This window comes from Lentimicrobiaceae bacterium, from assembly GCA_023227965.1.
In the GTDB taxonomy this organism is placed as follows: Bacteria; Bacteroidota; Bacteroidia; order Bacteroidales; family JALOCA01; genus JALOCA01.
The window spans coordinates 14,720-41,501 of sequence record JALOCA010000031.1; the positions used below are offsets into that span (position 1 = coordinate 14,720).

The following is a 26,782-nucleotide window of genomic DNA, read 5'->3' on the forward strand; positions in this document are numbered from 1 at the left end:
AACAAAAGAAGCCAAAACATACTTCGGATAGTGGAGAATATGTAGATTACGAAGAAATTCAAAAATAAATCCAAAATAGTATATCCATGAAAAATATTTCTTTTAAACAATTCAGCCCGTATCTTATTGCTGTTGTTTTATTTGTAATAATAAGTATGGTTTATTTCAGCCCATTAATCGAAGGGAAAAGATTAATGCAAAGTGATATTACCCATTGGCAGGGTATGTCGAAGGAAATCTCTGATTTCAGAGCAAAAACCGGCGAAGAACCTCTTTGGACCAATTCGATGTTTGGTGGAATGCCTGCTTACCAGATTTCGGTAAAATACAAAGCAAACTTGGTGAAGCATGTAGATAACTTTTTGCAACTGGGATTACCCACACCCGCAAACTATGTATTCTTATATTTTATTGGATTCTATTTGTTATTGCTGGTTTTAGGCGTTAGCCCCTGGATAAGTCTTGCGGGTTCAATAGCCTTTGCCTTTTCATCTTACTTTTTTATCATTTTCGAAGCTGGACATAACAGTAAAGCCCATGCAATTGCTTATATGGCTCCTGTTTTAGCAGGAATAATATTATCATATAGAGGGAAATACCTTCTGGGAGGTGTAATAACAGCTTTAGCTTTAGCCCTCGAACTCAATGCCAACCATTTGCAAATAGCCTATTATTTGCTTCTAATAATTCTTGTTTTTGGCATTGTAGAATTTATATATTCAATTAAAGAAAAAAAATTGTTGAATTTTTCAAAATCAACCGGTGTATTGATAATAGCCGCATTGCTTGCAATCGGTACTGGTTTCAGCAATCTTTGGTCAACTTATGAGTATGGTAAATATACCATAAGAGGGAAATCAGAATTAACAACAGAGAAAGAAAACCGTACAAGTGGTTTAGACAAAGATTATACAACTCAATGGAGCTATGGAATTGATGAAACAATGACATTGCTGATTCCTGGTTTTAAAGGCGGAGCTTCTGTTGGAAAATTAAGCACAAATTCTTCAACTTATAAAATATTATTGGAAAACCAAGTAGTTTCAGAAAACCAGGCAAAAGAAATTATTAAAAGCCTTCCTTTGTATTGGGGCAGACAACCCGGCACCTCTGGTCCGGTATATGTGGGAGCCTCTGTTATTTTGTTGTTTTTAATCGGAATATTTATTGTAAAAGGCAGATTCAGATGGTGGCTTCTTTCGATAACTATTTTATCAATATTATTATCATGGGGTAAAAATTTTATGCCATTTACTAATTTCTTTCTCGATTATATTCCTGCTTATGACAAATTCAGGGCTGTTACAATGATTTTAGTAATTGCAGAATTTGCAATACCTTTATTAGCCTTCATTTCACTTCGAAATATTTTTCAACAGGAGCATGATAATAAAAAAATATTCAATGTCGTAAAATATGTTTATGCTGTTTTAGCGATAGTTTGTTTGATTTTTGCTTTGTTTGGATCTGGCTTTTATGATTTTACCAGCCCAGCTGATGCCAATTATGCCAAAATTTACCCCGATTGGCTAATTAATGCAATCCGTGAAGACAGGTCGGGTATGTTACGTGCCGACGCTTTCCGTTCGCTCATTTTTATTACACTGATGGCAGCAGCTCTTTGGGCATTTCTATTTAAAAAGATTAAAAAAGAATACATGATTGCAGGAATAATTGCTTTGATGCTTATTGATTTGTGGACAGTTAACAAAAGATATGTTGACAACGATAAATTTGTAAGTAAATCTTCTTTTCAAAACCCTTTCCTTGCTTCAAAAGCCGATAGTTTGATTTTAAAAGATCCCGACCCGGATTTCAGGGTTTTAAATGTAACTGTTGACCCGTTTAACGATGCAAGTACAAGCTATTTCCATAAATCTATCGGTGGTTATCATGGTGCAAAACTTCGTAGATATCAGGAACTTATAGACCATCAAATCAATATGAATAATATGAGCGTATTGAATATGCTCAATACCAAATATTTCATTGTTCCTGATCAGCAACGTAATCCTGTTGTACAAATCAACATGCAAGCTTTAGGACATGCGTGGTTTGTTGATAGTATAAAATATGTTTCCAATGCTGATGCAGAACTTTTAGCACTTTCAAAATTCAATCCAAAAACAAAAGCAATTGTTGATAAAAGGTTCGAACCCTTACTGAAAAACGTTGTCGCCGGAACAGATTCAAATTCAAAGATTTCATTGGTAAGTTATGCCCCTAATCATTTGCAATATACCTATATTGCAGCGAAAAAGAAACTGGCAGTTTTTTCTGAAATTTACTATGAAAAAGGCTGGAACGCCTACATTGATAACATGCCGGTTTCCCATTTAAGGGCAAACTATGTGCTAAGGGCAATGATGTTACCTTCAGGTAAACATACTATTGATTTTCGTTTTGAACCAAAATGCTACAAAACCGGAGAGAAGGTTTCATTTGCAAGTTCTCTTTTGTTGTTAATGCTTGTTGTTGGAATGCTTGGAAAAGAGTCGTACTATAGATTTTTTAAGAAATAATGTAAGAAAAAAATATATATATTGAATGAAAAAAATTTTAATTCTTACATATTACTGGCCTCCAAGCGGGGGTGCGGGGGTGCAAAGATGGCTTAAGTTTGTAAAATATTTAAGACAATATGGTTTCGAGCCTGTAATATATACTACTGAAAATCCGGAATATCCAGAATACGACGAAACTCTTTATAAAGATATTCCCCCGGATATTACTATATTAAGAACACATATCTGGGAGCCCTATGATATTTATAAAAAATTTACAGGACAGAAAAAACATGTCAAAATAAACGCAGGCTTTTTGTCTGAAAATAAGAAAAAAAGTTTTCTTGAAAATATATCAGTGTGGATAAGAGGGAATTTTTTTATTCCCGATGCAAGGAAATTCTGGATAAAGCCCTCAGTAAAATATCTGAAAAAGTATTTGGAAATGCATCCGGTTGATACAATCGTTTCTACAGGTCCTCCTCATAGTATGCATCTGATTGCAATGCAATTAGCAAAATCATTGTCACTTCCTTGGCTTGCAGATTTCCGCGACCCATGGACGAATATTGATTTTTATAAGGACCTTAAACTTACCTCATTTGCAGATAAAAAACATAAAAATCTTGAAAAACAAGTACTTAAAAATGCCAATGTTGTTACAGTAATCAGTCCTACAATGGCAGAAGAAATGTATACCATTTTTCCAAGAAAATATGATGTGATAACCAATGGCTTTGATTATGAAGATTGTATTTTGCCTGCTGAAACCAAGCCCGATAAAAAATTTTCCATTGCACATATAGGAACGATGGTGAAAACCCGTAACCCCCATACTTTATGGAAAGTTTTGAGTTCATTAATAATGGAAAACCAAGACTTTGCTAATGATTTGGAAATTAAGTTAGTTGGCAAAGCTGATTTTTCAGTGTTGGATGCGATCAACGAAAACGGTTTGAGAAAATACCTGTCAAAGATAGATTACATGCCACACGATGAGGTAATTCGTGTACAACAGCAATCCCAAGTATTGTTGCTTGTAATAAATAATACTCCTAATGCTGTAAGCATACTCACCGGAAAATTTTTTGAATACCTTGCTGCCCGCCGTCCGATAATTTGTATAGGACCTTCAAATGGCGATGCAGCCAAAATTCTTAACGAAACAAAAGCGGGTTATGCGTTGGATTATGAAAACTATGACGGGCTTAAAGCCATTATTGAACAATATTACCAGTTATACAAACGAGGCAACCTGAAGACAAACAATATCGGATATGAAAGGTTTTCACGCAAGATGCTCACCCAAAAATTAGCCGGGATTCTGCAATCTATATCCTGATTTATTTTTTGATAATATTATTCACAAACTCAGGAATACTGTTATTAAAATGAAATATTTTGTTTAATTCATTAATTATATGATAATTGTCGGCATCAAGATGATTTTTGGCTATTTCATTAGTAAAAATATTTACTGCAATTTTCCCTTCAAGAACAACTTTATCTGAGATATTTTCTGTAAAAAATCCTTTACCAATCAGTAATCCCAGCGTTCGGTTTCTACTCATGTCGTTAAGAGCAGTAAGCCCAAAGTCGCCTATGCCACAATATTTAAACAGGGTTTCTTCTTCTCCTCCAAAATGCAGCAAAATATTTTTCATTTCATTAAATGCCTTTGTTAGCACCATAAATCGTAAATTGGGTGAGTTAAAATGAGCATCTACTATCCCAATGACTATTGCATAAATATTCTTCAGGATACTAAGAATTTCCACTCCTTTCACATCCTTGCTAAAGTCAAGATAAACAGGTGTTTTTTTAAAAATATCTGAAAATACGCTAAATAATTCTTCATTTTTACCGGCAAGGGTAAAAGAAGTGGGCATATTATTGATAAGTTCGCGGGCAAATGAAGGTCCTTTCATCGCAAAAGCCGGATTCGGGAAAGCAGTTGTAAGATTTTCGGTGATGGTTTTGTTGCCATTTCCAAATCCTTTGGCAAGATTGACTAAAAAGGCTGAAGGAGGAATAAAATCACTGATACTAAGCAAATAATCCATTGTTACCACCGACGGAACCGCAAGAAAAATTATATCAGCTTTTCTGAGTATAGTAGGGTCTTCCGTAGCTGCCAACCGAGAGTTGAGGGGAATATTTGGGAAATATTTTTGGTTAATATGCCCATTAGTAATAGATACAATAACTTCTTTTTCTATCGAAAGTAAAGTTACATTCAATGATTTTTTACTTGCGAGCACGTTTCCCAGCGCGGTTCCGATAGCACCAGCGCCAAGAATACAAATATTATGAGTAAGTGTTTTCATGAGTTGTAATTGCTTCTAAAATATTCTGAGCCAATTTAATATGCCCTTCAGAATCGAAATGAATTCCATCCGGTACGTTTTTAATGTTAATGATTTTGTAAGTATCAATAAAAACGCAGTTCATTTGTTTGCACAAATTTGCAATAACAGAATTAAATCGAATCACCTGTTTTGTAGTTCCTGGAAGTTGGTGTTCAATTCTTTCTGAAGGTTTATTAATGCCAATACAAATAATTGTACCGGAGGTTTCTTTTTGCAAAAGTTGAATATGTTTTTGATAAATATACCGAAAACTTTTGACAGATGTCCATGAACGGCAACCCCGAATGAAAACCATATTCCTTCTGAATTTTTTTTCCATCCATTGAATAACAAAACGTAGACCCTTAGTAAAAACAAAACTCTTTGGATTATCATTATTCATAAACCGGAATACCCATTGAGGCACTGAACGTGTACTTGCATCCACTATGCCATAGTTAATTATATAATAATCAGCAAATTGCCTTACTAATGTGTCAATGTACGACGATGAATGCCCCATTGTGAAAGCACCCATGCCCAGATTGATCACCTGCGAACCGGGAAATTTTTGCCGGAGAATTTCCGTGTAAGTAAGTTCTTCTGCATGCTGCCGTGTTGGTCGCAATCTTAAAGAAACAGAATCACCGATGATTATTATTTTTTTCAAATTCTAAAATTATTTTAAAAAATCTTTTGAAAATGGACCTTCATTAAATAATAAATCAATTATTGATAAATTAGGAACAAAATTACCCCATAATTGAGTATAAATGGGATGTTTAAAATCTGAATGTATAACAACAATATTATTTTCGTTAAATTGTCCTATATCCTGATAATTATCACCACCAAAACCCGAAAAATAGATATTTCCACCAACAGCTTTTATAATTTTTATTAATCGAGTTGTTGGATTATCCTCAATTATATTTAATGAAGAAGAAATTATAACTTCGGTTTGGATGCCTAACTTGCTAATTACCCATTCGAGTAATATCGTATTTAATTCGGCAATATTATCTACCTGAGTAAAAAAAATATTTTCTAATTCTGGTAAATATAAAGATGAATATTTTGATTTTGAGTAATTTGATATTAATGATTTAATGATTTTTCTCTTGAATATATCGGGAGACATTATTTTTGTTTCATTAATTTTTTGACCAAAATGACCTGAATGAATCACTGGAAGGCTAAACCATTGAATACCACTTGGAGTTTTTATTCTATTTCTATTTATAAAACTGTTTTTTGTATATTGTACCTCGTCTAAAATTACAAATTTATTGCTTTTTAATATTTTATAAAAATATCCTATCCATGGGAAAAAATTTGGTTGATGAATTGAAATTATTTTTAAAATATTTTTTTGATATATTAATAATTCTTCATTTTCTTCATCTTTAATAAAACCTAAATTAACATAAAAATTAACTGCTTTGACATTATCCCTGTAAACCTTTAATGTAATTTTAGTAATATTATTTTTTTTGCATATATTTTCAAAAAATAAAAATAAATTATTCCCTATTTTTTTATTTCTAAATTCTTTTTTAATAATAAATTTATGAATGTGTACGGATAGCTCCTTTTTAGAAGCAATAATATAACCTATTATCTCATTAGATTCAGTAACTACTGTACTAAAGTTCCATTTTCTCGGCAATTCTTTTAAAAAGTGCTCACTTTCCCAATATTCATGAGGAATACCATCTAAAATATTTACAAATTGAGTTATATTATTCTTTAAAAACTCTTTACTTAAAATTTCAATTGTCATAACTATTCAATTACTAATCTTACGACTTCAAATGCTTCAGCCCAATCATTTTCAAATTGAGTTCCTCTTGTTTTTGCTAATCCGTATATAAAATCATTATTTAAATATTTTCTGTGTTTTTGAGTGTTATAGCTATTCAATGCTTCAAGTTTTTTTTGAATATGTCGTTCTTCAAGTTTAACAAAACATCTGGTTTCAAATATTATATTATTCCACGGCATTTCATAGCCCAATATGGATACTTTTTTGAAAACTCTTAATCCTTCATTTGCAATAACTTGATGGTCCTGATGAATATCGTTTTTGGATGGGATAAATACAAGATCAGGATTTATTTTTTGTTGCAATTTTATAATTTTTTCAATAATACCTTGTCTGTATTGAGGAAAATTTCTTACTTTGAATTTAAAAATTATAATATTTTCTTTTTTTAATCCAAGAACTTGCATAGCCTGAGTAAATTCAGTGGAAAGTATATCCCTTGGAAAACCCATGGGAACAGAATCTTCTGCGATTGAAAATGCAGCGCAAAAAACTTCTTTTCCTTCTTCAATAAATTTGGCAATTGTACCACCGCAACCTAATTCACCATCGTCTGTATGTGGTGCTAAGACTAATATTTTTTTAAACATATAATTAATTTAAATGATTATCTGATATCTTACCTGAACAAATTTATTAATAAAAAATTCTTTGCACCCCTTTGCAAAGAGTTAGCGTATTCTTTGCGGTTTAAATCTTTTTTACCCCAGAGTACGGAAAGAATTGCACAGAGAACCGCAAAGCCTAACTTGTTGAAAAAATAACGTATCATACTAAAAATCACTAATATTTTTCATAAATAATTGTTTCATACTTTTGGGGGATAGAAAACGAATAATCATTTAGTTTATAAATTATTATAAGCATCTATAAGTACTTTAACGGATGACTCCCAAAAATAGTTCGCGCTGACTTGCTTGGTATCCAAATATAATGATGATGTTTTATAATTATTATAGTATTCCAATATTTTATTTGCAAGATCATTATGGTCAGATTCTTTTATGGCTACACCTAAACGATTATTAGTTACAAATTCTTTCATCATTTTAGCTTGCCCAACAATAATAAATTTATTCATAGCCGCATACTGATAAATTTTTGTTGCAATAGTCTTATTGACTTCATCATGTGTTGCGGGAGGTACGTGAATACAAATATTACTGGCTGCAATATAAGATGGTAAGATATTTAATGGAATCCATCCTACAAAATCAACATACGGTTCAATTTTCAATTTATGAATTTCGTCAAATAAATCAAAAGGTTTTATAATTTTTCCAGCCATAATAAATTTTATTTCAGGAATTTTATTGTACAATAATTCCAGAGACTTAAGTATTGTACTGATCCCTCTTAAAATATCAATTCCTCCGGCATAAAAAATATTAAAGTTATCTTTATATTTTTCTGTAATGCTATTGTCTATATTATTTTGAGTAAAATATTTTAATAAGGGAGTATTAGGTAATGAAATTATTTTACTTTGGCAAATTTTAACTTCTGAAATGTAACATTCTTTAAGTGGTTCTTCAACTGTAATAACTAAATCTGCTTTAGATAAATTTTCTTTTTCATATTTGCGCCAATTGCTTAGTAACTTGACTACTTTTCCAATTTTAGTATTGTAATGAGCTGTTTTATTTATCCAATTACTATAATACTCATGTTGATCACAAATTAATTTAATATTATTTTGTGTTTTAATTTTTACTGCTATATCTGTTAATGGTAAATCATGAACATGTATAGCTTGAATTGAATGATTTTTAATAATATCGTTAATATGCTTTTTCCAAAACCATCTATAAAAAGGAAAAATCAAATAAGTAGCTGCAATCTTATTTCTTAATTTTTTATTGATGTAAATTCTATATATGTTAATCCCATGATATTCCTCAAATGAATTCTCGTTCCCATAAGTAAGACAAAGTAGAGTTATGAAATGACCATTTTCTATTAATGAAATTGCTTCTTTTTCAACTCTTTCATCTGGGGGGAATTCTTTATCAAGAATCATTAATATTTTCATAATTAAATTGAAATGCTTTTATATTTTTTGTTAATAAAATTTTTAATTTCATTATAGTATAATATGATTTGAAAGATAAATATAATAAAAATTATAATAGATGATGTGATATATGAATTTATATTATATTGTATTTTAATATATTCCAAAATTGATGTTATTAATATTATTATAAGAGGATAATATAATACCTTTTTCAAATTCCATTTTATTTTAATCATTTTTTGTTGAATAATATAAATAGATATTATTTGAATAATATAAGGAATCATAAATGCTATAATAGCCCCGTATGCATGGTATTTGGGTATCAAATAATAATTTAAAATTATATTAAAAAAAAGGACTAAACTGTTAACATAAAAAAAGACTTTTGTTTTCTTTAAATACATTATTGGAATAGCAAATACTGTATATTGAGCCCTAAGTATAAAACGAATAAATATAATAGCAATAAAGCCAGAAGAAAGGCTTAGTTGAGTTTCATAAAAAATAGATATAAATATCATTACTGGAAGAATAGAAATAGCCACAATTATTTGAGCCTGAGATATAACAATGTTTGAAATTTGTTTTATTGTGTTTTCATTTTTGTTAATTCCCTCAGTCATTAATTTGAAAATTTCTGGTTGAAATGCAGCCATGAGCCCTTGTATAACCAGCTGTATGCCAAGTGCAAATTTCATGGCATTATCATAGATACCTAAAGCATTTGGTGTATTTTCTAAAAAGAATCTATCAATAAACATTAAACCCCAACTAAGAATTTCATACTGAAAAAGGGGAAATGAGAATTTATTAAGTGCTTTTAGTAATATAAAATCATATGAGAAACCAGTGGTTCTGTAAATATCGAAAAGAATATAAATACTTACAAGAGAGCTTCCCACAACGCTTCCCCATAAATAACCTATAAAACTCATTTCGAAGTAAAAAACTCCAATTAGTTGAAATGCAGCCCTTGCTAATCCAGAAACTATATTAATTATTATAAACTTTACAACTTTTTCTTCATTTCTGTAAAGTGTTACTGCCGAAAGATTTATAGCTCTGGCAATGCCAATAATAATACACAAATATCCGTACGAGCCAAAATTTTTAAGAGCATTTTGTGAAAATAATTGTCCAATATAATCTTGAAAAATAAATGCAATGAAAAGAAGTATAATGCCTCTCAGTAACATTGAGGAAAAAATACTGGCAATCATTTTGTTACGCTTATTAATGTCACTCAGATAATCATAATAAAACCTTGCCAATGTACTTCCCATAGAAAATAATACTATAACAAATGCTAAGGTTGTAATAGATTCGGAAATAGCCAATTGAGAAAAATCGATTTGATTTAATCGATTTTTCCCTTCCATAATAGGCTGCACAATGACTTGTAAAATGGGAGGAAAAGCTGCACCAATAGTATATATGAAAGAAAGTTTTAAATATCTTTTAAGGTTTAGCTTCATTCAAGACACGTAAAAATTGTAAAGCTGCAAATTTACAATTATTTCCACTAATGCTTAAAGAAATATAAAGTTACCTACCTTAAGAGGGTCGCTGAACCCTCAAGATGATATTTTTTTTGCTATTGTTATTAATTTTGTAAAAAATTATATAGGAATACACTCCTATATGGCTATCCTCTCCTTTAAATTTTCCATTCCAACTTTCAGTTAATGAAGTTGTATAGAAATTTTCTGCCCCCAGCGATTAAAAATGGTCATATCAAAATCATAAATATTATTAGCTGTTGCATAAAAAGATTCAGTATAATAGACAAAAGTAATGGTTTTTTCAACCAACATATCTCCATGTGGACAAAAGTAATGGTATATTTTTTGTGTCAATAATTAGAAAAATGAATTAGACCGACATTTGAAACAACAGGTGAAGTATTTAAACCATCTTGTGTCAATAAAAAAGAATAATAAGTATTATTTTGCCAGCCATGAGTAATTATCCAAATATCTTTTCCGTTTGCGTGTTTTGTAGCTGTCACTTTTTCAGTGGAATTAGCACCAGGAATAAGATTAACATTTTTTGTTGTAACTGCTCCATATCCTCCATTTAAAGTCATATCAACAATTGAATGCAAAAGCCTTGTGTTCCCCTGTAGCCATTTGATCAACAGTGAAAATATAATAGATATTTTTATGTTTAGGTTGTGGAACAATAATCGCTGATTGTGTAGCTGAAAAATGACCAAATAAATTAGTTCCATTTTGCATTATAGCATGATTTCTGTCCCAAATTGTTGCTCCATCTGTATAGAACAATAAATTGCCGTTTTTATCACTAATAGTTGCAACTCCTTCATTTGTTGTTAAACTATCATTAAATAAGGGAATTGGAATGCCACTATTAAAATCTAATCCAGCATATTCGCCAAAATACCAAATATTGGTTTCTTTTTGTGATAATACGGTAAAAGAAGAAAATAAAAATAATATCAGAATAACAAATTTTGATTTCATACTGTAAACATTTTCTTACTAAGCAAAAATAAAAACATTATTTTTAAAAAAATAATATTAATGATTTTTATTTTTCTTAGCATTTAAAATGCTTGCATTCAACTCAAAACCAATAAGTAGAACAATCGCATTAAAATTTATCCATAATAAAACCACAATAAGCGTCCCGATGGAGCCGTACAAGGTATTGTACTTCGAAAAATTACTCACATAATAATTAAACCCCAATGTAGTGGCTAGCGATAACAAAGTTGCCAAAGTGGAACCTGCTGAAAAAAGACGGAATTTGGTTCTTTTTGCGGGAGCAAAAAAGTATAAAAAAGATATTGAAAAGAAAATTAATGCTATAACAACCACCCACCTTCCCAACTCAAGCATGACGAGCGTAAAACTATTGGTTAAAATTTGTTTTTCTTCGAGAAAGTTGAGCAGGAAAGCCCCGGTTGTTATTAAAACGATGGCAATGATAATCAGTGTAGAAATCAAAACGACTAAAAAAATTGAAATTAAACGGGTAATGAACCAATTTCGTGTTTCGATGGTATGGTAGGTGTTGTTAAATTCTGTTATTATTGAGTTTACTCCGCTTGTTGAAAAATACAGCGCAAGAATAAACCCAACGGAAAGTAGCCCCCCTCTTTGCCGTAAGATGATGTCTTCAACGGTAGCTTTTACCGCATCAAAAGCATTACCGGGTATCACCTCCTTTAAAAGATTAAGCAAGGTTTCCTGAAAACTTACTACCGGAATATAGGGTATTATGGTAAAAAAGAATATAATAGCAGGGAAAAGTGCCAGAAAAAAAGTAAAGGATAACGATGCAGCCCTTGTGGTTAATGAGCCTTTTTGCAAACCCCGGATAAAAAATACGGTAACATCATACAGCGGAATTCTATCGAAACCGGGTATTACCATTTTTTTCGATGTATTGATTACAAAAGAAACCACTTTACTTTCTCCAAAAACTATTACGAGTTTTTGCAAAGCAATTACCCACTTTTTGAATATATTCATTCCTGTTTTACTGTATATCGTAGTTGCTAATCCCTGCCAATATATTACTATGTTTTTCTGACGTCTGGTACTGGTTTATTTTAAAATCGAGAGTGGCAAATTGTTTCAGGCATAGCCGTTTGTTTATTTTTCACAAAATTAAATTTTTTCTGCTTGTGTAGGATAAATTTTTCTATGGGCTTTTATAGTCAAATTAATTGTCTATTCCCAAAATAGCTTGACAGGTTTTTCAAGCAAATTCCAAGATGAAAGAAAAAAAAGAGAAGTGAGAGAGAAGAATTTGCCATAGCCCATCGCAGATGGCTGGTTCGGGAGATAGAATCAGGAAAAATAAGCGTACAACAAGCTGTTGAGCGGTTTGATTTTTAAAGTAAGTACTTATATCTTGGCGTAAGCGTTATGCGCCATAAGTTATTGTATCATTGCCAGTAACAACAGGAAAGAACGACTAAAACAGGAAGCTCTTTTCAGGCATGCCAAAAAGATGGAGAAACAATTGGAAGATGTGCAAATAAAGAACATTGCGAGACCGTTGCAAAACCCGCCCGATAGGATGTAAAAGTAGGTTTATTAATTCATTTCGCCCTTATATAGTTCTTAAATGTCCCCCATTCTTTTAAAAAAGGCAACTGTTGTTTCAACCAGCCGAATATACGGTATTTGCATTTCTCATGCTTATGTCTGGGACGCTCAGGATTAGGTTTTCCGCCGTATTGCAGTTGCTCCTTCCAGTTGAACCGGCTTATCCACTCTTTCATCACTGCAGGATGGCTGTCGTTGAATTCGGCAAGATAATTCAGTGGTCCGTAATCGAAATCAAATTTTCCTTCTTTGTCCATGCGTTCTACCTCTTCCCTACCCTTATGTATCGTAGCGAGGGCTTTTGTCTTGCTTTTCATCAATGAAGGCGGACGTACCCATCCGTAATGGTAAACATAAGCATCTATTTCTGCCACTTTCAGTTTAAAGGTATTCTCCTGTCTGCGGTAATTCAAGCCATCGAAGTCAGGAATGCGGCGAAAGCTCTGTGCCGACTCAAAAGAGTGAATTTCGGGTAGATTTCGGATAATTCGTATTTCGCGGGGGTACCATCCATGCGCTTTATGGTAATGCTGATAGTCGCCCCAAAAGTGTAGGTATTTAAAAAGTAAGCCTTCCACACAAGAGTCGTCCAGGTATTTTTCGCATTTATTACGAATTTCGGGAAGATATTTTTCATGGATAACCTCATCGGCTTGCAGGTAGAATAGCCAGTCGCCGGTGCAATGGCTTTTGGCGATGTCGGTCTGGTGTGCATTCTCCATCCCGCGCGGATAACGGGCAATATCCCATACTGTGTCAATAATTTTTATCTTTTCGCTGCCGATATTTTCAACAAGCGCACGGGTATGATCACCAGGGTCGCAGTCGCCAATAGCAATCACAAACTCATCTACGATTGGTAAAACCGATAATATTGCCTCCTTTACGGGGTAATAAAGTTTGTCAGCATTTTTAACCATCGAGAAACCGCTTATCTTCATAGTGTCGTTTTGCCGTTTTGTTTGATGATTTATGATTCTGTCTGTAGAAGTCTTATTCAAATACCTGGAGGCTGTACAGCTTTTTGTAAATACCATTATTTTTCAGAAGTTCGTCGTGAGTTCCTCTTTCAACTATTTCTCCTTCGTGTAAAACGCATATTTCGTCGGCATCATGCACGGTTGAAAGACGGTGAGCTATAACCAGAGAAGTACGATTTTCCATCACTCTGGAAAGAGCATCCTGCACTAGCTTTTCCGATTCGGTATCGAGAGCCGAAGTAGCTTCATCAAGAATCAGAATCGGCGGATTTTTCAGTATTGCTCTTGCAATGGAGATTCTTTGCCTCTGGCCACCAGAGAGTTTTTGCCCGCGTTCGCCTATATTGGTATCATAGCCTTCCTCGGTATTCATTATAAAGTCATGTGCATTTGCTATGCAGGCAGCGGCTTCCACCTCCTGATAAGTTACATTTTCTGCGCCAAAAGCTATGTTATTGTAAATTGTATCGTTAAAAAGTATAGGCTCCTGGTTAACAATTCCCATCAGGCAGCGCAAATCCGCAATTTTATAATCGCGTATAGAAATACCATCCAAATAAATTCCACCCTCATCCACATCGTAAAAACGAGGCAACAAATCTACCAAAGTGGATTTTCCCGAACCCGATTGCCCTACCAAGGCAATGGTTTTGCCTTTTTCCACCTTCAGGTTTATATTTTTCAAAACATATTCCTTTTCGTATTTGAAGGAAACATTGCGGTATTCCACCATCTGACTAAACCCGGAAACGGGCTTGGCATCGGGTTTTTCCACAATTTTATCATCGGAATTCAGCACTTCATTTACCCTGTCGGCCGAAGCAAGTCCTTTTTTGATATTATATCTTGCGGTAGAAAATGATTTGGCAGGATTGATAATCTGGGCAAATACCAGCAGATAACTTATCAGTATTTCTGCATTCAACGATGCTGAATGCGAAAGTACCAGCGAACCTCCATACCACATAGCCAAAACAACTATTGCCGTACCAAGAAACTCAGTCAACGGGGTAGCCAGATAAGTGCGGCGATACACTTTATTCATCAGATTGGTATAGGAAACATTGAGCGAAGTAAAACGTTCCTTCATTTTTTCTTCTGCGGTAAATGCCTTCACTATGCGCATTCCTCCAAGCGTTTCATCAATTATTGACAACAGTCCGCCTACCTTTTCCTGTCCCCATTTGCTTCGTTTACGGAGATTTTTTCCCAATCTGCCTATCACCAAGCTTGTAAAAGGCAACAATATAAACACAAACAACGACAAGGTTGGGCTAAGTACTACCAGAACAACTAAATAAATTGCAATCGTCAAGGGATCGCGGAATAAAACCTCCAGTGAACTAAGTATTGACCATTCAATTTCTTTAACATCATTGGTCATACGGCTCATTATGTCGCCTTTCTTTTCGTCGGTAAAATAAGAAAGTGGCAGATTAAGTACTTTCCTAAAGATTTTTTCTCTTATATCCATCACTATTCCGTTTCGTATCGGAGCAAGGAAATACATGGCAAGATAACGGAACCATGTTTTAAAGAAAGTCATTATTACCACTATTATGCATACTATTCCCAGGGCAGATGCCTTTCCGTTGCTGATTACCATCTGACTCAGGAAGTAATAAAAATGCTGTTTAATAGAAGTCGTTGAGAAACTGAATTCTCCTACATGGGTAACCAAATCCTGCTTATCGAAAAGAATTTGCAGAAACGGGATAGCCATCGTAACGGAAAACAAAGAAAATACTACGGACAGCACATTAAACAAAATATTCAATGATGCGAGCCCCCAGTAGGGATTCACATACTTAAGGATTTTACCTATTTCTTTCATTCAATAATTAATTAATTTTGTATCCCATATAATTAAATGGGGTAATGGCTTTGAGTTCTTCTTTTAATTTTTTAGAAATGGAAATGGAATCAATAAAATTGTCTATTAACGCTTTATCTACTTTTTCGTGGGTACGGGTAAGTGCCTTCAGCGTTTCGTAGCCGTTGGTATAGCCTTCCCTGCGAAGAATGGTTTGAATAGCCTCAGAAACTACCGCCCAGTTGTTTTCCAGGTCATGATTAATGGCTTCCTTGTTCAGAATAAGTTTGTTCCATCCTTTAATAAAGGATTTGATGGCAATAATACTATGTGCCAGAGGTACACCAATATTTCTGATGACTGTAGAATCAGAGAGATCACGTTGTAAACGCGAAACGGGTAATTTAGCTGAAAGGTGTTCAAAAATGGCATTGGCAATACCTATATTCCCTTCAGCGTTTTCAAAGTCAATGGGGTTTATTTTATGGGGCATGGTAGATGAGCCTACTTCATCGGGTTTTATTTCCTGATTAAAGTAATTTATAGAAACATACAACCACAGGTCGCGGTTCAGGTCGAGCAAAATGGTGTTGATACGTTTAAATGTATCGAAAAATGCACCAAAATTATCGTAATGTTCAATTTGTGTGGTAAACTTTTGTCGTTCCAGTCCGAGATCGTTTTTGACAAAATTATCAGCAAAAGTAACCCAGTCAATCTGGGGATAAGCTACAATGTGAGCATTAAATCCGCCTGTTGCCCCGCTAAATTTGGTTGAAAATGGAATTAGTTTTAAAAACCTGACCTGGTTCTTCAGTCGTTCGGCAAACACCATAATTTCTTTGCCCATTGTTGTGGGAGTTGCCGGCTGACCGTGTGTACGACCTATCATTGGTATATTTTTCCAGTCCTTGCCTTTTTGTGTGAGCTTGGTTATCACCTCTTCGTAAAACGGTAAGAGCACATCATTCAGAAATAATTTAAACGAATATGCAACTGCCGAATTTGTTATATCTTGCGAAGTAAGCCCGAAGTGGATAAATTCCTTGTATTTCCCAAGTCCTATTTGGTCGAATTTTTTCCGGAGATAGTATTCTACGGCTTTTACGTCGTGGTTGGTGGTTTTTTCTATTTCTTTTACGTCTTCTGCATCTTTAAAAGTAAAGTCGCGCGACAATTGCCTTAAGGTTTCAAAATACTTAGTATCCACATCTGCCAATTGCGGAAGCGGCAGTCTACAAAGTGCTATAAAATATTCAGTTTCAATAAAAACCCTATAATTAATAAAAGCGGCTTCGGAAAAGTAATAAGCCAGTCCTTCCACATTTTTGCGATATCGTCCGTCCACAGGCGAAATTGCATTGATAGTTGTTAGTTCCATAATTTTTTTTTAATTGTACGCAAAATTAGAAAAATGCTGGTAATTGTGGTTTTTCATGCAAAAAACTTTTTAATCGGTATAGTCAAAAAAAATTCCTAAAAAACAATACCATACGGTATTTACCTTTGTTGTTATCAATATGCATTTTACAAAACAGGCAAACTGCATGATAAAAATACACATTATAGTAGTTTTCTCTACAAATGCAGTAAATTTTATTTTTTTAAAAATATAAAAATCAGTAAAATGATCATACGTTTCGGACTGCTGCTGCTTTTATGAAACCGTAAGTGTACTCTTCCTATACCCAAAAATTATACAAATCGGCTGCAATTGTTATTTTTGCACCAGTTTTATTAAAATCTGAATTTATGCAACAACTCATTGAATGCGTTCCGAATTTTAGCGAAGGACGCGATATGAATATTATCAATCAAATTACTTTACAGGCAAAAACTGTTGAAGGAGTGAGGCTTCTCGATGTTGATCCCGGTGCCGCCACCAACCGTACCGTAGTTACACTGGTAGGTACCCCCGAAGAAATTATAGAAGCCGCTTTCCGTTGTATTAAAAAGGCTATGGAACTTATTGATATGAGCAAACACCATGGCGAACATCCCCGTTTTGGTGCCACGGATGTATGTCCTTTTGTACCAGTTGCAAATATTACCATGGAAGAAACGGTGGTGTATGCCCGGCGTCTTGCCGAAAAAGTGGGAAATGAACTGGGCATACCTGTTTATTGCTACGAAAATGCCGCTTTCACAACCGAACGCCGCAACCTGGCAAACTGCCGCAGCGGAGAATACGAAGGGTTACCCGTAAAATTAAGCAATCCTGCATGGAAACCCGATTTCGGTCCTGCAGAATTTTTACCCAAAACAGGGGCTATTGCCATCGGAGCCCGCAACTTCCTTGTGGCGTACAATGTTAATCTGAACACTACTTCCACCCGCCGTGCCAATGCCGTTGCCTTCGATATTCGCGAAAAAGGACGCCCTATACGCGAAGGCAATCCAGTTACCGGCAAAATAAAAAAAGACGAAAATGGTAAAGAAATCTGGACGCCCGGTTCTCTCAAAGCCTGCAAAGCCATTGGCTGGTTTATCGAAGAATACGGAATTGCACAGGTCTCCATCAACCTTACCAATATCAGCATTACTCCTGTACACATTGCCTTTGAAGAATGTTGCCAAAAAGCGCTGGAGCGGGGTCTGCGGGTTACCGGATCCGAACTTGTAGGACTTATCCCACTGAAAGCCATGATTGAAGCAGGAAAATACTTTCTGCACAAACAACAACGTTCCGTGGGCATTTCGGAGGCGGAAATCATCAAAATAGCCGTTAAATCGCTCGGACTCGACGATTTAAAACCCTTCAACCCCAAGGAAAAAATCATAGAATACGTGCTTGCCGACTCTGAGCAAAAAAAACTCATGGATATGACCTGCAATGCATTTGCCGATGAAACTGCCAGCGAATCGCCTGCTCCGGGCGGAGGTTCCATAGCTGCCTACATGGGCGCTTTGGGTGTATCGCTGGGAACTATGGTTGCCAACCTGAGTTCGCATAAACCTGGTTGGGACGACCGTTGGGAGGAATTTTCCATTTGGGCGGAAAAAGGGCAAAAACTCAAAGAACAACTGCTTTGGCTGGTGGACGAAGATACCCATGCATTCAATAAAATTATGGATGCTTTTGGCTTGCCTAAAGGTTCTGATGCAGAAAAAGCCATTCGCACACAGGCAATTCAGAATGCAACCAAATACGCTATTGAAATACCTTTCAAGGTGATGAAGACCTCTTTCGACACTATGGAAATAATAAAAGCTATGGCTCTTACCGGTAATCCCAATTCGGTAAGCGATGCAGGTGTTGGCGCTTTATGTGCCCGTTCGGCGGTGATGGGTGCCCATCTCAACGTAAAAATCAATGCTTCAGGATTAAAAGATGCTGATTTTCTTTTCACCATTCTTAATGAAGCCCAGCAGTTAGAAGAGAACGCAAAACAACTCGAAAAGGAAATTCTCGGAATTGTTAATCAAAAAATAGTCTGACTTCTTTCATGAAAATATTTTTAAGCCTGTACAAAACAATGTTTTGCAGGCTTTTTTATTGAATTAAACCAGCCTAATAGTTATCATCCTTCGTTTTTTAGCAACAATAATTCATTGGAATTGTTTAAGAACTATTACTTTTGTCTCTCTAAAAACTAATAAAACTAAAACGGTTTCCTAATTATGAAAACAACGCTGACGAAACAACGAATTTTTGCGACAACAAAAGAACTTTTCTTTACTTACGGATACAGCAAGGTAACTATGGATGAGATCACGCATAAACTGGGAATTTCAAAAAAAACAATTTATCAGTACTATACCAGTAAGCGGGTGATTCTTTCTGATATAGTGAAAAATATGCAGACCAAAATGTCGGAAGATATTGAGAATTTGTTGCAAAATCCCCAAATTGACTTTAAGGAAAAACTCCGGCAGTACCTTTCGATAATCACGTTTCATATTTCGAGTATTTCGGCACGTTTTGCCTCCGATCTGCAACTTCATGCCCCCGACATCTGGCGTGAATGGCAAAATCATAAAACCCAGGCTGCCAAGGTACACTTTGTACAATTGCTTCGCGAGGGCACCGAAAGCGGTTATGTAAAAAAAGATATCAATATCTATGTTACAGTGATAACCTTTTTAGCCGCTATTGACCAACTTTTCGATTTGGAATACCAGAAATCGCACCCCGATGATTTTATTCAAAACCTGCCACGGTTACCCCTCGATAAATTTAATTCGGTAATCAAAATTATTTATGAAGGCATACTTGCCGATGAAACAAAACCTGAATTTATTCAATAGCCTAAATTATCTTCTCGATATGCACTGGAAATATTTTATCCCCGGAATTTGCCTGATAAGTTTCTCCGTTGGCTTATATGGACAAAACGGAAACGAAGAACTTAGCCGGAAAATATTAGTTAAGAACGCTGTAGATAACAGTTATACTTTAAAAAACCGGAAAGCCGAACTTGAAAAAGACCGGTTAGACAAAAAAAAGTTGTACCAGACTTACTTACCCAACGTAAGCCTGAACAGTACATATATGCAGTTGGATGATGATATTCAGTTTGGTGTGCCTCCTATCACCCTCGAACTGGCGCCCGGAGTATCCAAAACCATCGTGATTCCTCCCATGATCCTTCAGGAAAGTGAGATATGGAAAGCCGATATTAGTGCATCTATGGTATTGTTCTCGGGTTTAAAAGTCCCTCTTACATTGAAAGCCTTAAAACACCGCGAAAATGCTAACCGTGAACTCATCCGGATTGACGAAGCGCTCGTAATAAAAGAAACTGTTGATTATTACGACCGTTTGGCACTTATTGACCAATCACTAAAAGTACTCGACGACAGTAAAGCCCGTTTGGATGAAGAAAATGCTTTTGCCAACAAAGCCTTCAAACAGGGATTAATCAGTGCCTACGACCTGAGTAAAATTGATATTGCTATACAGGAACTGGAAGCAAAACGTATTGACCTTGCCGCCAAAAGAAGTCTGACTTTGAGCAAACTCAGGCAACTTACCGGTTATGACATCTCCCCTGAGAGTCTGCATCCTGTTCTTTCCATCTGGAAACTGCAATCAGGGGAAACTGAAATGAGCCAGGTACCCGAAGCAAAAGCCCTTGCCGAAGTGGTTGCTGTTCGTTCGGTTTCACAAGATCTGGCATTAACTTCCTATATGCCCGGAATATATGCCTTTTCAAAAAAAGAACTCCGCACAGAAGACTTGTCGGCTCTCGATCCGCAAGGCTATATCGGCATTGGATTAAAATGGAGCCTTTTCGACGGAATGCAGGGTGCCCGCGATTACCAGAAAGCCTGTATCGAACGCCAGATAGCTGAAAATAATTATAATGATGCCATTTCGTTGTTAAACCTGCAGGTTGAAAAATGCAAAAGCGAGCTGGATGTTGCTTACCAACTTATTTCAGTTGCTGAAAAGAAAAAAATTACCGCCGCCAAAGGATTGCAGATTGCTACCAGGCAATATGAACTGGGCTTAGGTAGCATAACCGAACGGCTTATTGCCGAAACAGATTTACAAACTGCACAGTTAGAATATCTTCAGGCTGTTTATAACCAGCGAATGGCTGTACTTGCCCTCCTCAGGGTGCAGGGAAAACTTACCCCTGATGTAATTAATGAATAAAACTTAAATATATCCGATAAAACATGTTGTCTATGAAAAAGTTTGTATTGATTCCCCTAATCGTTCTGCTTGTGCTAACTCAGGCATGCAATACACAAAAAGATAAGTTTAAAGGAAAAATGGAAGGAAAAGTAAAAAGGGAAACCCAGTATATTGCTCCTAAAGTTGCCGGCAGGGTAATTAAAATTATTGTAACCGAAGCTGATGTGGTAAAAGCCCACGATACACTGGCTATCATTGATATTCCCGAAGTGGAAGCAAAATGCATACAGGCACAGGGAGCCTATTTTGCTGCAAAAGCACAATATGAAATGGCAGTACATGGCGCCACATCCTTTGAGAGGGAACAAATTAACGCCAAACTCAACGCTGCCCGCGAACAGTTTGCCTTTGCCGAAAAAAGTTTTCGCAGAATTGAAAATATGATGAAAGACTCGCTGATTGCCATGCAAAAATACGATGAGGTGTTCGAAAAATACCAATCGGCAAAAGCACAGCTTGATGCAGTAAAAGCCCAGAAGGATGATATTGACCATGGCGTGCGCAAGGAAAAAACCGATATGGCATTCGGGGATATGAAAAGAGCCGAAGGAGTATTGAAAGAAGTACAAACAGCGTATAACGAACGCTTTATTTGTGCACCAAAAAACATGACCATAGAAACTATAGCCGTAAAACAGGGCGAACTGGCTTTACCCGGTTACAATATGTTTGTAGGATACGAAACCGAAGGAACCTACTTCCGCTTTACTGTGAATGAAGACAGAGTTGCTAATTTTGAAAAAGGAAAAACTTACCAGGTGGAAGTTCCCGCATTGAAAAAAACTATCCCTGCAAAACTCACAGGCATAAAGCAATTAGCAAGCTACGCCGATAAAACCTCAAGCTATGCCGATTATGAACTTGGCGAAACTGTATATGAGTTAAAACTGATTCCTGTAAACCCGGAGGAAACCGCCCAATTATATTCCAACATGACTGTTTTGATGAATAAGTAATAAACACCATTACAAATGTTTTCTATGAAAAAACTCCTGAACATCATTGTAAGAGAGGGCAAACAGTTTATCAGCAACAAACCTTTGATGTTGATTATATTCGGAGGGTCGCTCTTTTTCCCTGTTATTATCGGGTTAGTGTATATCAATGCGAAGCCTGCAAAATTGCCAATTACCATTCTCGATTATGATAATACGCAATTGAGCCAGAACATTGCGGAAGCCTTTGATGATAATCAATTCCTGAAAGTATACCGGATTACTGCCGACCAGCAACAGGCAGTCCGGGATTTTCAAAAGGTAAAAGTAGAGGCGGTGGTTACTATTCCCGAAAGTTTTGAAGCTGACGTGCAAATGAAACATCATCCCGAAATCCAACTTGATCTGAATTCATCTAATATTCTCACTTCAAATTATATAAACACCGGTGTAAACAAAACTCTTGCCATAATCAATGCCGGGATACAGGCTGCCACACTTCAGAAAGGAGGTATGCCTGAAAGTTCGGCTATGCAGCAGTTTGAGTCGTTCAGGGTAAATTACAACCGCTTTTACAACCGCGAAACCAACTACCTAAAATTTCTCTGGCCTGGTGTAGTCGGAACCGTTCTCCAGCAGATTTTCCTGATGGCAATCGCACTGATGTTTGCTTATGAATTTGAAAAAAATACTTTCCCCGATTTGCTTACCCGTACGCATTCGGCTTCTTTCATGATTTTTGCCAAATCGCTGCCTTATTTTGTGCTGATGATGATTATCTGGATGGCAATCCTGGTATTTCTTTTCCCCGTTTTCAAGGTCGAAATTGTCGGTTCGGTATGGGGTATCGGCGTTTTTTCTGCTCTTTTTCTGTTGTCTATCCTTGCCTTAGGGGTTATGGTAAGTGTATTTACCCGCACCATGATTATGGCTACCGACGTTTTAATGATAATTGCCACCCCCAGTTTTATCGTAAGCGGATTCACCTGGCCTGTATCGGCTATGCCTTCTTATATGCAATTTTTAGCTAATCTCATTCCCATCACTCCTTTTCTCGAAGGATACCGTAAAATGTTACTGATGGGTAACAGCCTTGCTGATCTTATGCCCGAGATACGTTCTCTTACAATTATGACTCTGGTTTTTGGTGTTATCGGGTGGCTCAGTCTGAAAATAAGAATAAAACAATATCTTAAAAAACGAGTTGTTCAGCAATAGCCGGGCTAATAAGTTTTACGGGATGAGGTTGCTCTTTTCTCATGGAGTGCTTATCGTAACCGGCAATATTCTTCCGTTAAAATAGCGATGTCCGTTCAGGGCAAAATCGCTGATAAAAACTCCCATTTCTCCGGCTGTCAGCGGGGCTTTGTACCCGGGAAAAGCTGAAGTAAACATTTCAGTTTGCACAGAACCTAATGCAAGACAATTCACTTTTATATCCCTTGAACCCATTTCCAGGGCAAGGCATTCGGTAAGTATGGCTAAAGCCCCTTTCGATGCGCTGTACAACGCAAGACCCGGAAATTTAACACTGCCCTGAAATCCTCCCATACTGCTGATATTTACTATGTGAGATGCACTTCGTAACAATGGAAGCATGGCGATAGTCATTAAAAATGCCCCTTTCACATTCACTCCAAACGTAACATCAAAATCGGCTCCGGTACATTGTTCCACCGGTTTGTTGATGAGTGTTCCGGAATTGTTGATAAGAATATCAATATGGCTGACTTTCCCGGAAACGTTTTTGAAAAAAGTAGTATAATCGCCTGATGCCACATCAAAAACAAGGGGAATCACCGTAGCATCTGAATTCAGCAGCCTGCATTCTTCTGTAAGCCGGCTGAGGTGTTCGCTGTTGCGCGAAACGGCAATGATGGTATGATTTTGATGGCGAATAAATTCTACTACCGTTTGGTACCCAATTCCTTTCCCCGCTCCAGTGATTAAAATATTCATTTGTAAAAATTTTAGTTAAAAAATAGTTTTACAGGTAATCTGCCGGATTTTCATTAACTTTTACAAAAGGCTCTATTGCCCGGTTGTAAATTCCATGGATGTAAGCAATAGCCATTCCGTAGTTTGTAACCGGGATACCTGCGTCAACTGCTGGCTTCAGCCGGTTTATAATCTGCTTTCGGGTAAGCACACAGCCACCGCACTGGATTACCATTGCATAATCATGAATAGGACGAGGCAACGCACTCAAACCGGCAACCACCTCGAACTCGAGTTTCTTCCCCGAAAAATTACTCAGCCAGCGGGGAATTTTCATCCTGCCGATGTCGTCGCACGAAACATGATGGGTACAGGATTCAAGGATGAGAATACGGTTACCGTCTTTCAATTGCGAAAGGCGGGGTGTTCCTTTCAGGTAATTGGAGAAATCGCCTTTGTGCCTTGCAAGAACTATGCTGAAACTCGTTAGCGGAATGTTGCGCGGAATTGAAGCATCAGCTTTCAGAAACACCTGGCTATCGGTGATCACCAATGCCGGTTGGGGTTGCAGCCTCTTAAGGTAAGTATCTACCTCCCGTTCTTTCACCACCACGGCTATACAGTCATTGTCGAGAATATCGCGTATCACCTGCACCTGTGGCAGTATCAGCCTGCCTTCAGGGGCTTCTATGTCAATAGGCGTGATAAGAAGTACCGTATCTCCATATTGTAATACATCACCGATAAGCGAACGGGAGTGGTAAGCCGATTCAGGCATAAAATCCCGGATACTTTGTACCAGTAATTCCTTATTCACAGGCGAAAGTGCCGAAAATGCAATAACCCGTGTATTGTATCCTTCTTCAATTTGTTTGCAAAAAGCATCGCTGCAGGCTTCCCTGTCCGACTTGCTGTGTACAACGATAAAAGGAACGGCAAACCCGGCAAATTGTTTTACCAACTGCCTTTCTTCTTCACCAAACTGGTTATTATTGACAACAAGGATAGCCAAATCTATTGTTTTCAACGCTTCCAGCGTTTTTGCCACCCGCTTCTTGCCCAGTTCCCCGGAATCGTCAATGCCTGCCGTGTCAACCAGTACAACAGGACCTAAGCCGGTTATTTCCATAGATTTTTTAACCGGATCGGTAGTAGTTCCGGCAACATCCGAAACAATGGCAATTTCCTGACCTGCCAAATTATTGATTAACGAACTTTTGCCAAAGTTCCTTCTTCCGAAAATCCCGATGTGGGGTTTGTTTTCTTTTCCTTTTATCATCGCTTTACAATGTTGAGCCAAAGTTACAATATTTATGAACCGAGCATGTTCATTAAACACAAACACGGATAAAAATCTCATATGCGAGTTCCATCCGACCTTAATCTATAATTAATAACACATGAAATAACAAAGTATCCAGGTGAAAGTTAAGGTTGAGATTAAAAATAAGATGCTATCACTCATTAAAAATTAAGCGTTAAAAAATAATAATTTCAGTATTTTTGCCTTCGCTAAAACTGTTAATATGAAGACGATTGTAAAATTTACATTCCTTTTCTCCGTAGTAATCATTCTGATGGCTTCCTGCAAACCGGGAGCAAAGCAGGACAAATCCTCCCGGGGAATAATCAAAAGTACTGATACCGTTACTATTTCCGATACAACGAAAAAAAATCTGCCCAAAAACGACTATATGACGCTGGCGGTGTTGTACCAGCAAAAATCGGGTGAATGGCGTGCACTATCGTACCAGGCTTTTACCCTTGCCCGTCTCGTACTCGAAAAAGATCTTGCAGATAAAAATATCAACCAGCACCGCTGCGTGGTAGTGGATATTGATGAAACCGTGCTCGACAACAGCCCTTACCAGGCAGAGTGCATACTTACACAAACGGCATACAACACCCAAACATGGAACAACTGGTGCAATCGCCGAAAGGCATTATCTCTTCCCGGAGCCGCCGAATTTTTCCACTACGTAAAAGCCAACGGGGTGGATGTATATTATGTTACCAACCGCAAAGAAGAAGTAAGGGAAGCCACCCTCGACAACCTGAAGAAAGCTGAATTCCCCTTTGCCGATGATGCCCACCTGCTGATGCCCTCCGGCGAATCAAGCAAGGAAGCCCGCAGGTTGCAGATCATGCAACGTAACCATATTTCCCTTTTAATGGGAGACAACCTGAACGACTTTGCACAGGTTTTTGAAAATAAAACCCCTGCAGAACGTATGCAATTAGTAGATAAAATGTATAAGGAATTCGGAAGGAAATTTATTGTGCTGCCCAATGCCATGTACGGAGACTGGGAAGGTGCTATTTACAATTACGACTGGTCGTCAAACGATACAGTTAAAGCCACACAGCGTATGCAGGCGCTGGAAGGAATCAATAAAATTAAGGAGTGAGAAGTAAGAGTGCGGAAGCATAATTCCGTACACTCCTAGTTCGCAGCTTCAGTTGTGCCGTCCGCAAATCTATTCGTGCCGGTATAAAGTCTATTTGGGTAGTACGCAAGTCTATTCGGATAGTACGCAGCTCTACTCGGGCAGTACGCAAGCCTATTCGTGCCGGTATAAAGTCTACTTGGATAGTACGCAGGTCTACTCGGGGTGTACGCAAGTCAATTCATGCCGGTATAAGGTCTACTTGGATAGTACGCAACTTTATTCGTGCCGGTATAAAGTCTACTTGGG

22 protein-coding genes are annotated in these 26,782 nt (G+C 36.5%); 8 read left to right on the forward strand and 14 right to left on the reverse strand.

Features of this window, described 5'->3' with window-relative positions:
• Positions 1-86: 86 nt before the first annotated feature.
• Together M0R21_10310 and M0R21_10315 are read left to right on the forward strand one after the other, a co-directional pair.
• Positions 87-2,522: a YfhO family protein gene (locus tag M0R21_10310; GenBank protein MCK9618213.1), complete on the forward strand. Its 2,436-nt coding sequence runs from the start codon at positions 87-89 to the stop codon at positions 2,520-2,522.
• A 25-nt stretch (positions 2,523-2,547) separates the two neighbouring features.
• Positions 2,548-3,846, forward strand: a complete 1,299-nt coding sequence (locus tag M0R21_10315; GenBank protein MCK9618214.1) for a glycosyltransferase family 4 protein — start codon at positions 2,548-2,550, stop codon at positions 3,844-3,846.
• Position 3,847: 1 nt separating this feature from the next.
• Here M0R21_10315 and M0R21_10320 read toward each other — a convergent pair whose 3' ends face one another.
• The 12 genes from M0R21_10320 to purB form a co-directional block, all read right to left on the reverse strand.
• Positions 3,848-4,831, reverse strand: a complete 984-nt coding sequence (locus tag M0R21_10320) for a hypothetical protein (protein ID MCK9618215.1) — start codon at positions 4,829-4,831, stop codon at positions 3,848-3,850.
• Entirely contained in the window at positions 4,812-5,522 is a 711-nt protein-coding gene (locus tag M0R21_10325) for a GDSL-type esterase/lipase family protein (GenBank protein MCK9618216.1), read from the reverse strand. The genes M0R21_10320 and M0R21_10325 overlap by 20 nt, the downstream gene beginning before the upstream one ends.
• Before the next feature lie 9 nt (positions 5,523-5,531).
• A complete protein-coding gene (locus tag M0R21_10330; protein MCK9618217.1) occupies positions 5,532-6,635 on the reverse strand; it encodes a WbqC family protein in 1,104 nt (367 codons plus the stop codon).
• 2 nt (positions 6,636-6,637) lie between these two features.
• The gene (locus tag M0R21_10335; protein MCK9618218.1) at positions 6,638-7,267 is read right to left on the reverse strand and encodes a PIG-L family deacetylase; all 630 of its coding nucleotides are present in this window, start codon (positions 7,265-7,267) and stop codon (positions 6,638-6,640) included.
• Positions 7,268-7,524: 257 nt separating this feature from the next.
• Positions 7,525-8,709, reverse strand: a complete 1,185-nt coding sequence (locus M0R21_10340; GenBank protein MCK9618219.1) for a glycosyltransferase — start codon at positions 8,707-8,709, stop codon at positions 7,525-7,527.
• A gap of 2 nt (positions 8,710-8,711) precedes the next feature.
• Positions 8,712-10,172: a polysaccharide biosynthesis C-terminal domain-containing protein gene (locus M0R21_10345; GenBank protein ID MCK9618220.1), complete on the reverse strand. Its 1,461-nt coding sequence runs from the start codon at positions 10,170-10,172 to the stop codon at positions 8,712-8,714.
• Between the two features lie 377 nt (positions 10,173-10,549).
• Positions 10,550-10,783, reverse strand: coding sequence for a hypothetical protein (locus tag M0R21_10350; GenBank protein ID MCK9618221.1), 234 nt, complete (start codon positions 10,781-10,783; stop codon positions 10,550-10,552).
• Position 10,784: 1 nt separating this feature from the next.
• Positions 10,785-11,180, reverse strand: a complete 396-nt coding sequence (locus M0R21_10355) for a hypothetical protein (GenBank protein MCK9618222.1) — start codon at positions 11,178-11,180, stop codon at positions 10,785-10,787.
• Between the two features lie 57 nt (positions 11,181-11,237).
• Entirely contained in the window at positions 11,238-12,194 is a 957-nt protein-coding gene (locus M0R21_10360; GenBank protein MCK9618223.1) for a YihY/virulence factor BrkB family protein, read from the reverse strand.
• A 575-nt stretch (positions 12,195-12,769) separates the two neighbouring features.
• A complete protein-coding gene (locus tag M0R21_10365) occupies positions 12,770-13,717 on the reverse strand; it encodes a hypothetical protein (protein ID MCK9618224.1) in 948 nt (315 codons plus the stop codon).
• A gap of 52 nt (positions 13,718-13,769) precedes the next feature.
• Positions 13,770-15,590: an ABC transporter ATP-binding protein/permease gene (locus tag M0R21_10370; protein MCK9618225.1), complete on the reverse strand. Its 1,821-nt coding sequence runs from the start codon at positions 15,588-15,590 to the stop codon at positions 13,770-13,772.
• 7 nt (positions 15,591-15,597) lie between these two features.
• Complete coding sequence (purB, locus tag M0R21_10375; GenBank protein ID MCK9618226.1) at positions 15,598-16,950, reverse strand: adenylosuccinate lyase; 1,353 nt, start codon at positions 16,948-16,950, stop codon at positions 15,598-15,600.
• A gap of 371 nt (positions 16,951-17,321) precedes the next feature.
• Here purB and ftcD point away from each other — a divergent pair, with 371 nt between their 5' ends.
• The 5 genes from ftcD (at position 17,322) to M0R21_10400 (ending at position 23,366) form a co-directional block, all read left to right on the forward strand.
• A complete protein-coding gene (gene ftcD, locus M0R21_10380; protein ID MCK9618227.1) occupies positions 17,322-19,007 on the forward strand; it encodes a glutamate formimidoyltransferase in 1,686 nt (561 codons plus the stop codon).
• 183 nt (positions 19,008-19,190) lie between these two features.
• The gene (locus M0R21_10385) at positions 19,191-19,817 is read left to right on the forward strand and encodes a TetR/AcrR family transcriptional regulator (protein ID MCK9618228.1); all 627 of its coding nucleotides are present in this window, start codon (positions 19,191-19,193) and stop codon (positions 19,815-19,817) included.
• A complete protein-coding gene (locus M0R21_10390; protein ID MCK9618229.1) occupies positions 19,771-21,171 on the forward strand; it encodes a TolC family protein in 1,401 nt (466 codons plus the stop codon). The genes M0R21_10385 and M0R21_10390 overlap by 47 nt, the downstream gene beginning before the upstream one ends.
• Before the next feature lie 32 nt (positions 21,172-21,203).
• Positions 21,204-22,169 carry a biotin/lipoyl-binding protein gene (locus tag M0R21_10395; GenBank protein MCK9618230.1) on the forward strand — a complete coding sequence of 322 codons (966 nt, stop codon included), beginning with the start codon at positions 21,204-21,206 and terminating at the stop codon, positions 22,167-22,169.
• Between the two features lie 24 nt (positions 22,170-22,193).
• Complete coding sequence (locus tag M0R21_10400; protein MCK9618231.1) at positions 22,194-23,366, forward strand: ABC transporter permease; 1,173 nt, start codon at positions 22,194-22,196, stop codon at positions 23,364-23,366.
• A 39-nt stretch (positions 23,367-23,405) separates the two neighbouring features.
• Here the strand turns inward: M0R21_10400 and M0R21_10405 are convergent, their stop codons facing one another.
• Complete coding sequence (locus tag M0R21_10405) at positions 23,406-24,107, reverse strand: SDR family oxidoreductase (GenBank protein ID MCK9618232.1); 702 nt, start codon at positions 24,105-24,107, stop codon at positions 23,406-23,408.
• Between the two features lie 28 nt (positions 24,108-24,135).
• The gene (gene hydF / locus M0R21_10410; GenBank protein ID MCK9618233.1) at positions 24,136-25,386 is read right to left on the reverse strand and encodes a [FeFe] hydrogenase H-cluster maturation GTPase HydF; all 1,251 of its coding nucleotides are present in this window, start codon (positions 25,384-25,386) and stop codon (positions 24,136-24,138) included.
• 226 nt (positions 25,387-25,612) lie between these two features.
• Here hydF and M0R21_10415 point away from each other — a divergent pair, with 226 nt between their 5' ends.
• Positions 25,613-26,494: a 5'-nucleotidase, lipoprotein e(P4) family gene (locus M0R21_10415; GenBank protein ID MCK9618234.1), complete on the forward strand. Its 882-nt coding sequence runs from the start codon at positions 25,613-25,615 to the stop codon at positions 26,492-26,494.
• The last annotated feature ends 288 nt before the right edge of the window (positions 26,495-26,782 follow it).

Excerpts from the sequence above, each read along its gene's own strand:
- M0R21_10310 (MCK9618213.1), top strand. The coding sequence starts at position 87 with ATGAAAAATATTTCTTTTAAACAATTCAGCCCGTATCTTATTGCTGTT.
- M0R21_10315 (MCK9618214.1), top strand. The coding sequence starts at position 2,548 with ATGAAAAAAATTTTAATTCTTACATATTACTGGCCTCCAAGCGGGGGT.
- M0R21_10320 (MCK9618215.1), bottom strand. The coding sequence starts at position 4,831 with ATGAAAACACTTACTCATAATATTTGTATTCTTGGCGCTGGTGCTATC.
- M0R21_10330 (MCK9618217.1), bottom strand. The coding sequence starts at position 6,635 with ATGACAATTGAAATTTTAAGTAAAGAGTTTTTAAAGAATAATATAACT.
- M0R21_10335 (MCK9618218.1), bottom strand. The coding sequence starts at position 7,267 with ATGTTTAAAAAAATATTAGTCTTAGCACCACATACAGACGATGGTGAA.
- M0R21_10340 (MCK9618219.1), bottom strand. The coding sequence starts at position 8,709 with ATGAAAATATTAATGATTCTTGATAAAGAATTCCCCCCAGATGAAAGA.
- M0R21_10345 (MCK9618220.1), bottom strand. The coding sequence starts at position 10,172 with ATGAAGCTAAACCTTAAAAGATATTTAAAACTTTCTTTCATATATACT.
- M0R21_10350 (MCK9618221.1), bottom strand. The coding sequence starts at position 10,783 with ATGACTTTAAATGGAGGATATGGAGCAGTTACAACAAAAAATGTTAAT.
- M0R21_10355 (MCK9618222.1), bottom strand. The coding sequence starts at position 11,180 with ATGAAATCAAAATTTGTTATTCTGATATTATTTTTATTTTCTTCTTTT.
- M0R21_10360 (MCK9618223.1), bottom strand. The coding sequence starts at position 12,194 with ATGAATATATTCAAAAAGTGGGTAATTGCTTTGCAAAAACTCGTAATA.
- M0R21_10365 (MCK9618224.1), bottom strand. The coding sequence starts at position 13,717 with ATGAAGATAAGCGGTTTCTCGATGGTTAAAAATGCTGACAAACTTTAT.
- M0R21_10370 (MCK9618225.1), bottom strand. The coding sequence starts at position 15,590 with ATGAAAGAAATAGGTAAAATCCTTAAGTATGTGAATCCCTACTGGGGG.
- purB (MCK9618226.1), bottom strand. The coding sequence starts at position 16,950 with ATGGAACTAACAACTATCAATGCAATTTCGCCTGTGGACGGACGATAT.
- ftcD (MCK9618227.1), top strand. The coding sequence starts at position 17,322 with ATGCAACAACTCATTGAATGCGTTCCGAATTTTAGCGAAGGACGCGAT.
- M0R21_10385 (MCK9618228.1), top strand. The coding sequence starts at position 19,191 with ATGAAAACAACGCTGACGAAACAACGAATTTTTGCGACAACAAAAGAA.
- M0R21_10390 (MCK9618229.1), top strand. The coding sequence starts at position 19,771 with ATGAAGGCATACTTGCCGATGAAACAAAACCTGAATTTATTCAATAGC.
- M0R21_10395 (MCK9618230.1), top strand. The coding sequence starts at position 21,204 with ATGAAAAAGTTTGTATTGATTCCCCTAATCGTTCTGCTTGTGCTAACT.
- M0R21_10400 (MCK9618231.1), top strand. The coding sequence starts at position 22,194 with ATGAAAAAACTCCTGAACATCATTGTAAGAGAGGGCAAACAGTTTATC.
- M0R21_10405 (MCK9618232.1), bottom strand. The coding sequence starts at position 24,107 with ATGAATATTTTAATCACTGGAGCGGGGAAAGGAATTGGGTACCAAACG.
- M0R21_10415 (MCK9618234.1), top strand. The coding sequence starts at position 25,613 with ATGAAGACGATTGTAAAATTTACATTCCTTTTCTCCGTAGTAATCATT.